Annotated in this window: 14 protein-coding genes; 11 read left to right on the top strand and 3 right to left on the bottom strand. The window is 73.0% G+C overall.

Annotation, left to right across the window (positions count from 1 at the left end):
• Positions 1 to 52: 52 nt before the first annotated feature.
• From SM447_RS07425 to SM447_RS07395, 7 genes are all read left to right on the top strand, one after another.
• Complete coding sequence (locus SM447_RS07425) at positions 53 to 955, top strand: sulfotransferase domain-containing protein (RefSeq protein WP_474571993.1); 903 nt, start codon at positions 53 to 55, stop codon at positions 953 to 955.
• Positions 952 to 2202: a hypothetical protein gene (locus SM447_RS07420; protein ID WP_474571992.1), complete on the top strand. Its 1251-nt coding sequence runs from the start codon at positions 952 to 954 to the stop codon at positions 2200 to 2202. The genes SM447_RS07425 and SM447_RS07420 overlap by 4 nt, the downstream gene beginning before the upstream one ends.
• A gap of 32 nt (positions 2203 to 2234) precedes the next feature.
• A complete protein-coding gene (locus SM447_RS07415; RefSeq protein WP_474571991.1) occupies positions 2235 to 2717 on the top strand; it encodes a UDP-N-acetylglucosamine--LPS N-acetylglucosamine transferase in 483 nt (160 codons plus the stop codon).
• A gap of 77 nt (positions 2718 to 2794) precedes the next feature.
• The gene (locus SM447_RS07410) at positions 2795 to 3412 is read left to right on the top strand and encodes a glycosyltransferase (RefSeq protein WP_474572357.1); all 618 of its coding nucleotides are present in this window, start codon (positions 2795 to 2797) and stop codon (positions 3410 to 3412) included.
• A complete protein-coding gene (locus SM447_RS07405; RefSeq protein ID WP_474571990.1) occupies positions 3409 to 4329 on the top strand; it encodes a glycosyltransferase family 2 protein in 921 nt (306 codons plus the stop codon). The genes SM447_RS07410 and SM447_RS07405 overlap by 4 nt, the downstream gene beginning before the upstream one ends.
• Before the next feature lie 93 nt (positions 4330 to 4422).
• The gene (aroC, locus tag SM447_RS07400; RefSeq protein ID WP_474571989.1) at positions 4423 to 5601 is read left to right on the top strand and encodes a chorismate synthase; all 1179 of its coding nucleotides are present in this window, start codon (positions 4423 to 4425) and stop codon (positions 5599 to 5601) included.
• Positions 5598 to 6113 (top strand): shikimate kinase, encoded by a 516-nt coding sequence (locus tag SM447_RS07395; protein ID WP_474571988.1) that lies wholly within the window; start codon positions 5598 to 5600, stop codon positions 6111 to 6113. Before aroC ends, SM447_RS07395 begins: the two co-directional genes overlap by 4 nt.
• 14 nt (positions 6114 to 6127) lie before the next feature.
• On the opposite strand, the gene SM447_RS07390 is transcribed toward SM447_RS07395, so the two are convergent.
• A complete protein-coding gene (locus tag SM447_RS07390) occupies positions 6128 to 6946 on the bottom strand; it encodes a cytochrome c oxidase assembly protein (RefSeq protein WP_474571987.1) in 819 nt (272 codons plus the stop codon).
• Entirely contained in the window at positions 6943 to 7488 is a 546-nt protein-coding gene (locus SM447_RS07385) for a DUF2243 domain-containing protein (RefSeq protein ID WP_474571986.1), read from the bottom strand. Before SM447_RS07385 ends, SM447_RS07390 begins: the two co-directional genes overlap by 4 nt.
• A gap of 132 nt (positions 7489 to 7620) precedes the next feature.
• Here SM447_RS07385 and aroB point away from each other — a divergent pair, with 132 nt between their 5' ends.
• The 4 genes from aroB (at position 7621) to nusB (ending at position 10684) form a co-directional block, all read left to right on the top strand.
• Entirely contained in the window at positions 7621 to 8697 is a 1077-nt protein-coding gene (gene aroB / locus SM447_RS07380) for a 3-dehydroquinate synthase (RefSeq protein WP_474571985.1), read from the top strand.
• 55 nt (positions 8698 to 8752) lie between these two features.
• On the top strand, positions 8753 to 9199 hold the full coding sequence (aroQ, locus tag SM447_RS07375; RefSeq protein ID WP_474571984.1) for a type II 3-dehydroquinate dehydratase: 447 nt from the start codon (positions 8753 to 8755) through the stop codon (positions 9197 to 9199).
• Between the two features lie 493 nt (positions 9200 to 9692).
• Complete coding sequence (gene efp / locus SM447_RS07370) at positions 9693 to 10250, top strand: elongation factor P (RefSeq protein ID WP_474571983.1); 558 nt, start codon at positions 9693 to 9695, stop codon at positions 10248 to 10250.
• A 23-nt stretch (positions 10251 to 10273) separates the two neighbouring features.
• Positions 10274 to 10684, top strand: coding sequence for a transcription antitermination factor NusB (gene nusB, locus SM447_RS07365; protein WP_199172361.1), 411 nt, complete (start codon positions 10274 to 10276; stop codon positions 10682 to 10684).
• A gap of 86 nt (positions 10685 to 10770) precedes the next feature.
• Here nusB and bldD read toward each other — a convergent pair whose 3' ends face one another.
• Positions 10771 to 11259, bottom strand: coding sequence for a transcriptional regulator BldD (bldD, locus tag SM447_RS07360; RefSeq protein WP_007458348.1), 489 nt, complete (start codon positions 11257 to 11259; stop codon positions 10771 to 10773).
• Positions 11260 to 11285: the final 26 nt, after the last annotated feature.

Genomic DNA, 11285 nt, shown 5'->3' with positions numbered 1-11285 from the left:
CGGGTCGCCGGCCGGCGACCCGCCACGGACGTCGAAGGGCAGGTGAGAAGTCGTGTCGTCCATTCGCGACCGGGTGAAGCAGCTGGTGCCGACCCAGGTGACGAACCGGGTACGGGAGAGCCTCGTCGACTACGGGGTACGCACCAGCGACCGCCGGCCGTTGCCGGACTTCCTCATCATCGGCACCAAGCGCGGCGGCACCACCTCGCTGTGGAACTACCTGATCCAGCATCCGCTGGTGCCCCGGCTCTTCCCGGCCTGGAACACGAAGTCCTCGCACTACTTCGAGGAGCACTGGAGTCGTGGCGAGGCCTGGTACCGCTCGCACTTCCCGACCGTGCGGCAGCGGGAGGTGCTGGAGAACCGCCACGGTGGCCCGGTCCGCGTCGGTGAGGCCGCGCCGCTGTACATGTTCCACCCGCTCGCCGCCGAGCGGGTCCGCGCGCTGATGCCCTCGGTGCGGCTGATCGTGCTGCTGCGCGATCCGGTGGAGCGGGCCTACTCGCACTGGAAGGAACGGCGGACCAACGGCGTCGAGCCGCTGGACTTCGCCGCCGCGCTGGCCGCCGAGGCGGAGCGTACGGCGGGGGAACGGGACCGGCTGATCGCCGAGCCGAACTACTTCAGCGAACCCTACGACTGGTACACCTACCGGGCCCGGGGCCGCTACCTGGAGCACCTGGAGCCGTGGCTGGAGCGCTTCGACCGGTCGCAGCTCCTCTTCCTGCCCAGCGAGGAGCTGTACCGCGACGCGCGGGCGACCTACCGACGCACCCTGGAGTTTCTCGGCCTGCCCCCGTTCGACCTGCCCGACTTCAAGGTCTACAACGACCGGCGGTCCGCGCCACTGGAGCCGGCGCTGCGCGCCGAACTGACCGCCTACTACCGCCCGCACAACGAGGCGTTGCGGCAGCGGCTGGGGCTGCGGCTCGACTGGCCGGACCAGGTCGCGTGACCGCGTCGGCCACGACCGCGGGTGATCCCCGGTGCCGTGACGACGGGCTGGGCTGGGTCACCCGGGCGGTCTTCTCCGACTCGCGGGTCGCGGTGACCGTCGACGCCGGTCCGCCGGCCGGGCACACCGTCGCGGCACGCTACGCGGTGGTGCCGTCGGTGGCCCGGGCGCGGTTCCTGCTGCCCCTCGGTTCGCCCCGGGTCGCGGCGGCGGCGCTGCTGGCGTACAACGCGCTGCGACCGACGAAGGTGCGGGCGGTACGGGCGGTGCTCGGGGTGGCCGCTCGGGCCGGCGCGGTGGACCGGGCACCCTTTCCGGTGCTGACCGTGGCGCTGCCCGCCGGGCTCGATCCGGCGGAGGTGCTGCTCGCCGAGCGGGTCGGCGCCGAACTCGGCGTACCGGTGCACGCCGCCTGCGGGGTACGCCCACCGGACCCGAACCACAAGCCGACGCTGCAACTCTTCGACGACCGGGGCACCCCGCGCGGGTACGCGAAGATCGGCTGGAACGACGCGACGCGGGCGCTGGTCACCGCCGAGGCGGCGGCGCTGCGGGAGGTGGCCGGGCTGGCCGGAAGCGCCGGACACCCCGGCACCTCGCGCCTGCTCACCGAGTTCGGGTGGGCCGGCCAGGCGGTGGCCGTGGTCGAGCCGTTGCCGGAGCGGATCCGGGGCGTGCCCGTCGACGCGCCACCCGACCTCGCGGCGCTGCTCGCGGTGGCCCGCCGCGGACGCCCGCCCGGTGAGCCGCGGCCACTGGCCGGCTCGCCGTTCCTGACCCGGCTGAGCACCGAGGCGCGGCGCGCCGCCGACACCGTCGACGACCGGGCGTCGGCGGCCGTGGCCGACCTGGCCCGCCGGCACGCCGACGTCGCCGTCGAGTTCGGCCACTGGCACGGCGACTGGGTGCCGTGGAACCTCGGTCGGCACGGCGCGGACCTCGTCGCCTGGGACTGGGAGCACAGCGGGTCGGAGGTACCCGTCGGATTCGACCTGGCCCATGACGCGTTCCAGCGCGCGCTCGTGGCACGGGGTGAGCCGGCCGCCGAGGCGGCCCGGCAGGTCGACGCGTGGCTGGCCCGGTACGGCCACGCGCTCGGGCTCGACCGGGCACGGCAGCGGCTGGTCGCCGACGCCTATCTGGTGGAGATGTGGCTGCGGACCTGGCGGCTGGCGGACGCCGGTGCCGGCTGGAACCGCGCGCTGCATCCCGCCCTGCTGGACACCATCCGGAAACGACACAACTGACCGAGATGTCAGGCGGACTTGTGGGGAGTCACGTGGACAACACCATCGAGGAACCCGACCGGCAGCCCGAGTTGCTGCTGGTCGGATCGAGCGGAGGGCACCTGGCCCAGCTGCTCGCCCTGCGGCCCTGGTACGAGACGTGGCGACGGTGCTGGGTCACCTTCGACACGCCGGAGGCGCTGTCCCTGCTCGACGGGGAGGACGTCGTTCCGGCGTACCATCCGACCACCCGCCATCTGGGCAACCTGCTGCGAAACGCGTGGCTGGCCGCCCGGGTGTTGCGCCGACGGCGGGTCGCCGCGGTGGTCACCACCGGCGCGGGGGTGGCGGTGCCGTTCGTGGTGCTGGCCCGACTGCGCCGGATCCCGACCGTCTACATCGAGGTCTACGACCGGATCGACACACCGACGTTGACCGCCCGGCTGTGCCGCCCGTTCCTGTCCGCGATGCTCGTCCAGTGGGAGGAGCAGCGTCGCCAGTACCCGGAGGCCACCGTCGTGGGGACGCTGCTGTGAGCGGCGACGCGCCCGGCGACGGGCACCGCGTCGCGCCGGTGCGGCCCCGCCCGGCCCCCGACGCGCCGACGGTACGGGTGCCGGAGCCCCGCGAGCCGCGCCCCGACGGCCGGCCACAGGTGCTGGTGGCCGTCGGCACCGACAAGCACCCGTTCGACCGGTTGGTCGACTGGCTGAGCCGGTGGCACGACGAGCTCGCCGGTGAGATCCGGCTGACCGTGCAGCACGGACACACCCGGGTCTCCGGCCTGCCCGACGCCGTGCCGTTCCTCGGCCACGCCGAGCTGCAGACCGCCATGGCCCAGGCCGACCTGGTCGTCTGCCACGGCGGACCGGCCACCATCCTGGAGGCCCGCCGGCACGGACACCTGCCGATCGTGGTGCCCCGTGACCCGACGCGCGGCGAGCATGTCGACGACCACCAGCTGCTGTTCGCCCGCCGGCTCGGCGCGGCCGGCCTGGTGGCGCTCTGCGAGTCCCGGCAGGAGCTGCTGGACACGCTCGCCACCGGCCTCGCCGACCGGTCCCGGTTCACCGTCGCGGTGGACGCCGGCGCGGCCGACGGACGGCGGGCCGCGGTGCGGCGGGTGGGAGTGATCGTCGAAGACCTGGTGGCGGCCGCCGCGCAACGGCACCACCGACCCTGGTGGCGGCCGTGGCACCGACCCGGCCCGAACGGAAGGCGGAACCGGTGACCCCGTACCCGAGCGTGAGCGCCGTCGTGCCCACCCGTAACCGGCCGGAGCTGCTGCGGGCCGCGGTACGGGCCATCGTCGCCCAGGACTACCCCGCCCCGGTCGAGGTGGTCGTGGTGTACGACCAGTCCGAGCCGGACCCGACGCTGGCGGAGCTGTCCGCCCCGGACCGGCCGGTGCGGGTGGTCACCAACACCCGCACCCCGGGCCTGGCCGGTGCCCGAAACACGGGCACCCTGGCGGCCACCGGCGAGCTGGTCGCCTTCTGCGACGACGACGACGAGTGGCTGCCCGGCAAGCTACGTGCCCAGGCCGAGGCGCTGGCCGAGGTGCCCGGCGCCGAGTTCGTCAGCTGCGGCATCCGGGTCAGCTACGACGGGCACACCGTCGAGCGGGTGCTGGACCGCGCCTCGATCAGCCTGGACGAGCTACTGCGCGACCGGATGACCGAACTGCACCCGTCGACGTTCGTGATCCGGGCGGCGGCACTGCGCGACGGGTTCGGGCTCGTCGACGAGGAGATCCCGGGCAGCTACGCCGAGGACTACGAGTTCCTGCTCCGGGCCGCCCGCAGCGCCCCGCTGGTCAACCTGCGTACCCCGTACGTGACGGTGCGCTGGCACAAGCGGTCGTACTTCGCCCAGCGGTGGGACACCATCTCCGAGGCGTTGCAGTGGCTGCTGGACCGCTACCCCGAGTTCGCCAGCCAGCCGGCGGGACAGGCGCGGGTCACCGGGCAGATCGCCTTCGCCCACGCGGCCTCGGGCGACCCCCGGGGCGCGATGCGCTGGGCCCGGCGGACCATCCGCCGCAACCCACGCGAGCCCCGGGCGTACCTGGCCCTGGCGGTTGCCGGGCGGGTGGTCCGCGCCGACACGGTGCTGCGCACCCTGCACAAGCGCGGCCGGGGCATCTGACCGTCGAGCCCGCCGGCGTGGGCGGGCGTCCGTAGGGCGGGACGGGGCGGGCGGTGCGGGGCGGCGGGCACCGGGCGTGACAGACTCATGGCTGTGTTGCGCTGGTTGACCGCAGGGGAATCACACGGGCCCGCCCTCGTCGCGATGCTGGAGGGGGTGCCGGCCGGTGTCGAGGTGACCTCCACCGATATCGCCGGGGAGCTGGCCCGCCGCCGGCTCGGCTACGGCCGGGGCGCCCGGATGTCCTTCGAACAGGACGAGATCGAGGTCATCGGCGGGCTGCGGCACGGCGTGACGCTGGGCAGCCCGGTCGCCCTGCGGGTCGGCAACTCCGAGTGGCCCAAGTGGCGCACCGTGATGGCCGCCGACCCGGTCGACCCCGACGAGCTGGCCCGGCAGGCCCGCAACGCGCCGCTGACCCGACCCCGGCCCGGGCACGCCGACCTGGCCGGCATGCAGAAGTACGGCCACACCGACGCCCGGCCGATCCTGGAGCGGGCCAGCGCGCGGGAGACCGCCGCCCGGGTGGCCGTCGGCACGGTGGCCAAGGCGCTGCTGCGGCAGGCCCTCGGCGTGGAGATCGTCTCGCACGTGGTCGAGCTGGGCCCGGTCGCCGCGAAGCCGGGGCTGCGCCCGCGCCCGGAGGACGCCGAACGCATCGACGCCGACCCGTTGCGCTGCCTCGACCCTGAGGCCAGCGCCCGGATGGTCGCCGAGGTCGACGCCGCGAAGAAGGCCGCCGACACCCTCGGCGGCGTGGTCGAGGTGCTGGCGTACGGCGTGCCGCCCGGCCTCGGCAGCCACGTGCAGTGGGACCGCAAGCTCGACGCCCGGCTGGCCACCGCGCTGATGTCGATCCAGGCGATCAAGGGCGTGGAGATCGGCGACGGCTGGCAGCAGGCCCGGTCCCGGGGCTCCGAGGCGCACGACGAGATCATGCCCACCGCGACCGGCGTACGCCGGGTCACCGACCGGGCCGGTGGCCTGGAGGGCGGCATCACCACCGGGGAGCCGCTGCGGGTGAAGGCGGCCATGAAGCCGATCTCGTCGCTGAACCGCGCCCTGGCCACGGTGGACGTCGCCACGGGAGAGCCGGCCACCGCCATCAACCAGCGCTCCGACGTCTGCGCGGTGCCGGCCGCGGCGGTGGTCGCCGAGGCGATGGTGGCGCTGGTGCTGGCCGAGGCGGCGGTGGAGAAGTTCGGCGGTGACTCGGTCGTCGAGATGCGCCGTAACCTGGCCGGCTACCTCGACGCGCTGGTGATCCGGTGACCGGTGCCACCCGGCCGGTCTGCGTGCTGGTCGGCGCGCCCGGTTCGGGCAAGACCACCGTCGGGCAGGGCCTGGCGGAAGCGCTGGGCGTCGAGTTCCGGGACACCGACGCCGACATCGAGCGCCTCGCCGGCAAGCCCATTCCGGAGATCTTCGTCGACGAGGGGGAGGCCCACTTCCGTACCCTCGAACGGGCGGCGCTGGCCGCGGCGCTGGCCTCCTGCTCCGGGGTGCTCGCCCTCGGCGGCGGTGCGGTGCTGGCCGAGGAGAACCGAGCCGAACTGGTCGGTCACCGGGTGGTCCATCTCGACGTCGGGCTTGCCGACGCCGTGAAGCGGGTCGGTCTCGGCGTCGGGCGGCCGCTGCTGGCGATCAACCCCCGGGCCACCCTCAAGCACCTGATGGACCAGCGCCGACCGCTGTACGCCGAGGTCGCCACCGCCACGGTCGCCACCGACGGCCGTACGCCCGAGGAGATCGTGGCCGAGATCGTCGCCCTGCTGAAGCAGTAAGGAAGGGCACCTTATTAACGCCTGCGGTAGAGCAGGGGGCCCTTCTTAACATCTGACGCTGGCACGCGCCGTTGTGGCGGTGCCGGGCGCCAGGTGATCAGCAGGGCGAGGGCGAGCAGGATCTCGGCGAGATCGCCGCCGTAGTACATCACCGTCGCGCCGGCGCGCAGCTGCTCCGGAGTCGCCGGAACGTCGACCAGCAGGCCCGTGTACAGCAGTTGGGCGAGGCTGGCGTGGGCGATCACCGCCGCACCGAGCACCACCAGCCGGACCGGTACCCGGGCCCGATGTCGGTAGGGTTCCGGACCGGCGATCGACCAGGTGAACAGCAGCCCGCTGAGCAGGAAGTGCAGGTTGACCAGGTCGTGCAGCGCCGGACTGGCGAGGGTGGCCCGGTACAGCGGGGTGAGGTAGAGCAGCCACAGCCCGCCGGCGGTGAGCAGCAACCCGGTGACCGGGTGGATCAGTGGCCGCAGCGCCGGGTGCCCCGACACCCGCAGTGCCGCGCGCCCGGTCCGCCGGTCGAGGCAGCGCAGGGCGAGCAGGCCCGGCGCGCCGAGCACCAGCCCGAGTGGGGCCAACATGCCGAGCAGGAGGTGCTGCCACATGTGCGCGGCGAACCCGTCGGCCGGCACCAACAGGGCGACGGCGAGCAGGGCGCATCCGACGGCGAAGGCGGCGGTGCGCCAGTGACTCCAGCCGGCCCGGTCCGGTGCGCGTTGCCGCAGCGCGGCGGCCAGGTAGAGCCAGCCGGCCAGCAGGGGTACGAGCAGTGCCGTGCTGACGGTCGCGGCGTGCCCGGCGGCGTGCGTGGAGAGCAGTGCCGGGCTCACCGGCGGCGATTCCGATCCGGCTCCGGCCGGTCGACGCAGACGTCCACGGCGGCGGCGCGGCGCTGCACGAGCCACCCGACGACGATCAGCACGACGCCCAGGGCGAGGAAGCCGAGATCCCACCAGAGCTGGTGCGGACCGCTGCGCACGTGGTGGATGGCCAGGATGTGATGGTCGATGATGCCTTCGACGAGGTTGAACAGGCCCCAGCCGATGAGGGCCCAACCCCACAGCATCGGCGAGCGCCACAGCCGGCCCCGGGACCGGGTCACCCGGGCGTAGAGCATCGCCAGCCCGGTCAGCACCGCCACCCAGGTGACGACGTGGAAGAGGCCGTCCCACAGGGTGTTCATCTGGAGACCCGCGACGGTGTCGACCGGGTACTCGCGGATCCCGATGTTGTCGTCGCCGGTGTTGCTGAGCAGGTGGTGCCACTGGAGGACCTGGTGCAGCATGATGCCGTCGACGAAGCCGCCCAGACCGACGCCGAGGATGGTGGCCGGCAACCTGATGTCGGCACCGTCGATCGTCCGCCCGTTCATGCAGGTCTCCTCGCCCGAGCAGTTTTCCGCCTGCCGTGCCCGGTAAGCCCAGCGCTAAACCTCGTTCCAACCCTCGGGCACGCGGTGGGCGGCGACGGTCGCCACGTCGGTCGGTGGGCTAGGCTCCCGGCGATGGACGAGGTGACCCGGATCCCGGTGGGCGGCGAGCGGCCGTACGACGTGCTGGTCGGGCGCGACCTGCTCGACGCGCTGCCCGGTCTGCTGCCCGACGCCGATCGGGTGGCGGTGCTGCACGCGCCGCCGCTCAAGGAGTTGGCCGACGCGGTCGGCGCCGGGCTGACGGCGGCCGGCGTGACGCCGCTGCCGATCGAGGTGCCCGACGCCGAGGCCGGCAAACATGTCGACGTGGCGGCGCAGTGCTGGGACCGGCTCGGCGAGGCGGGGTTCACCCGTACCGACGCGGTGGTCGGGCTCGGCGGTGGCGCGGTCACCGACCTGGCCGGATTCGTGGCGGCCTGCTGGCTGCGCGGGGTGCGCTGGGTGCCGGTGGCCACCTCGTTGCTGGGCATGGTCGACGCGGCGGTGGGTGGCAAGACCGGGATCAACACCGCCGCCGGCAAGAATCTCGTCGGTGCCTTCCACCCGCCGGTCGGGGTGCTGGCCGACCTGGCCACGCTGGACAGCCTTCCCTCGGCCGACCTGGCCGCCGGGCTGGCCGAGGTGGTCAAGTGCGGGTTCATCGCCGATCCGGTCATCCTCGACCTGGTCGAGGACGATCCGGCCGCCGCGACCGATCCGGCCGGGCCGGTCGCCCGGGAGCTGATCGAACGGGCGATCCGGGTCAAGGCGGACGTGGTGGCCGGGGACCTGCGCGAGTCGGGCGTCCGCGAGGTGCTCAACTACGGGCACACCCTGGCCCACGCGATCGAGAAGGTCGAGGGGTACCGCTGGCGGCACGGTCACGCGGTGTCGGTCGGCCTGGTGTACGCCGCGGAGCTGGCCCGCCTCGCCGGCCGGCTGGACGCGGCCACCGCCGGGCGGCACCGTGCGGTGTTGACGGCGCTCGACCTGCCCACGGATTACGCGGCCGCCGCGTGGCCGCAGCTGCTGGCCACCATGCGGGTCGACAAGAAGGCCCGGGGCAGCCGGCTGCGCTTCGTGGTGCTCGACGGGCTGGCCCGACCGGCGATCCTGGACGGTCCGGGCGACGACCTGCTGCACGCCGCCTACGGCGCGGTGTCACGGTGAGTGCGAGCAGCGAGCCGGGCTTGCGGGCCCCGCAGTCACGGACGGGGACGGTTCAGTGAGCGCCCGGGTGTACGTACTGAATGGGCCGAACCTGGGCCGGCTGGGCACCCGGCAGGTCGACGTCTACGGGGTGACCACCTACGCCGACCTGGTGAAGCTCTGCGAGACGACCGGGCGGGACCTCGGCCTGGACGTCGTCGTGCGACAGACCGACGCCGAGCATGAGCTGCTCGGCTGGCTGCACGCCGCCGCGGACGAGGGTGCCGCCGTGGTCCTCAATCCGGCGGCCTGGTCGCACTACTCCGTCGCGGTCCGGGACGCGTGCGCCATGCTGCGCGGGCCGCTGGTGGAGGTGCACATCTCCAACATCCACGCCCGGGAGGAGTTCCGGCACCACTCGGTCGTCTCGGCGGTGGCGACCGGCGTGATCTGCGGGCTCGGTGTCGACGGCTACCGCCTGGCCCTGCACCACCTGGCCAGCCGCGTCAACCAGACCACCTGACGCCCCGGCAGCGCCCCGCTCGCCGCCACAACTACGTACCGTGATTTCTACTCTCCGTGCCTGGCCGGCGCCCCCGCCCAACTTCCTTGTCGGCCCTTTGCTCTGCTTCAAGTGACGCACAGGTCGCTGACCAGCATCTTTCCCACCTCGTGCGGAAGTGGTCCGCGGCGTTTTCGCCACGGAAAGTGACTGTTGCGTGGGTTGAAGCAGAGCAAAGGGGCCACTCGGGGCAAGAGGGCCGGGGCGAGGCATGACAGAAAGTGCCGGGGTCCGGGGCGGTCGCGCCGTGTCGTTCCGGGTCGGGCGGAATCGCGCTGTGGCCGGGTCGCACCTGCACATGGCCGGATGCAGGCCCAGCCGAGCCGCGCCGGGGCGGCTGGGCGGGCGTGGGCGGCGGGCGTGGGCGGCGGGCGTGGGCGGCGGCGGTCGGTGGGTTGCCGGGCGGCTAGTAGACTTGCCAGGTCTGTCCGCCAAATGATGATCAAGGCAGGAAATGGCCACCACCAACGACCTGAAGAACGGCCTGGTACTCAACCTTGACGGGGAGCTCTGGTCCGTCGTCGAGTTCCAGCACGTCAAGCCCGGTAAGGGTGGTGCGTTCGTGCGTACCACGCTGAAGAACGTGCTCTCCGGCAAGGTGGTCGACAAGACCTTCAACGCGGGCACCAAGGTTGAGACCGCGACCGTCGACAAGCGCACGATGCAGTATCTGTACGCCGACGGCGAGGACTACGTCTTCATGGACATGGAGACGTTCGACCAGATCACGGTGCTGGGCGGGACGGTCGGCGAGGCCGCCAACTACCTGCTGCCCGAGGCCGAGGCGATCGTGGCCACCCACGAGGGCGTGCCGCTCTACGTCGAGCTGCCGACCTCCGTCGTGCTGGAGGTCACGTACACCGAGCCGGGTCTGCAGGGTGACCGCTCGACGGGTGGCAACAAGCCGGCGACGGTCGAGACCGGCGCGACCGTTCAGGTGCCGCTCTTCATCACCACCGGCGAGAAGATCAAGGTCGACACCCGCGACGGCCGTTACCTCGGCCGCGCCTGATGGCCGAGGGTCCGAAGCAGCAGATGCCGGCGCGCCGCAAGGCGCGCAAGCGGGCGTTGGACGTGCTCTTCGAGGCCGACCTGCGTGATCGTCCGCCGGCCGAGGTGCTGGCGGGGTACGTCGAGCGGATCGAGAAGCCGCGCCCCGACCACCTGGGGTACGCCGTCGGCCTGGTCGAGGGGGTGGCCGGGCACCTGGACCGGATCGACGAGCTGATCTCCAGCTACGCCGAGGGTTGGACGCTGGACCGGATGCCGGTGGTCGACCGCAACCTGGCCCGCATCGCGGTCTACGAGCTGCTGTATCTCGACGAGATCGACGACGCGGTGGCGATCAGCGAGGCCGTGGAGCTGGCCCGGCAGATGTCGACCGACGACTCGCCCCGCTTTCTCAACGGACTGCTCGGCCGGATCGCCGAGTACGCCACCCGCTGACGGCAGGCGTACGCCACCGGGGTTGCCGCAGCGGCGACGAAAAGGCCCGTGCCATCCCCGGCACGGGCCTTTCGCTGCCTAGTTGCTCAGGAGGCGAAGAACGCCCGCGGGTCGGCGACCAGCACGCCGTGCTCGGTCAGCCGCTCGATCAGGCCGGACGGCGAGGCGTCGTAGACGATGGCGAGGGCGCGCAGGTCGTCGGCGCGGATCGACAGCACCCGGCCGTTGTAGTCGCCACGCTGCTGCTGGATGGCGCGCGCGTAGCGGGCGACGTAGGCGAGGTCCTCGCTGGCCTCGTCGTAGAGGCGCTCCAGGTCCAGAACGATCTTGCTGGTGGGCTCGTGCCGCACCCCGCTGCCGTCGGGCAGCAACTCCGAGACCGGCACGCGGTAGAACTCGGCCAGCTCGGCCAGACGGGACACCGTGACGGCCCGGTCGCCGCGCTCGTACGAGCCGACCACCACCGCCTTCCAACGCCCGTTCGACTTCTCCTCCACCCCCTGCAGGGACAGGCCCTGCTGCTGGCGGATGGAGCGCAGGCGGGCGCCCAGAGACTTGGCGTATTCAGAGGGCATTCGGACACTCCCAGTGCTGCTCGGGG

The organism is Micromonospora aridisoli (assembly GCF_056150025.1).
This window is presented reverse-complemented; position numbering and strand designations above follow the sequence as displayed.

What these genes read in the sequence shown, in the direction of transcription:
- bldD (WP_007458348.1), bottom strand. Translation starts at nt 11,259, where the DNA reads ATGCCCTCTGAATACGCCAAGTCTCTGGGCGCCCGCCTGCGCTCCATC.
- SM447_RS07385 (WP_474571986.1), bottom strand. Translation starts at nt 7,488, where the DNA reads ATGAACGGGCGGACGATCGACGGTGCCGACATCAGGTTGCCGGCCACC.
- nusB (WP_199172361.1), top strand. Translation starts at nt 10,274, where the DNA reads ATGCCGGCGCGCCGCAAGGCGCGCAAGCGGGCGTTGGACGTGCTCTTC.
- efp (WP_474571983.1), top strand. Translation starts at nt 9,693, where the DNA reads ATGGCCACCACCAACGACCTGAAGAACGGCCTGGTACTCAACCTTGAC.
- aroB (WP_474571985.1), top strand. Translation starts at nt 7,621, where the DNA reads ATGGACGAGGTGACCCGGATCCCGGTGGGCGGCGAGCGGCCGTACGAC.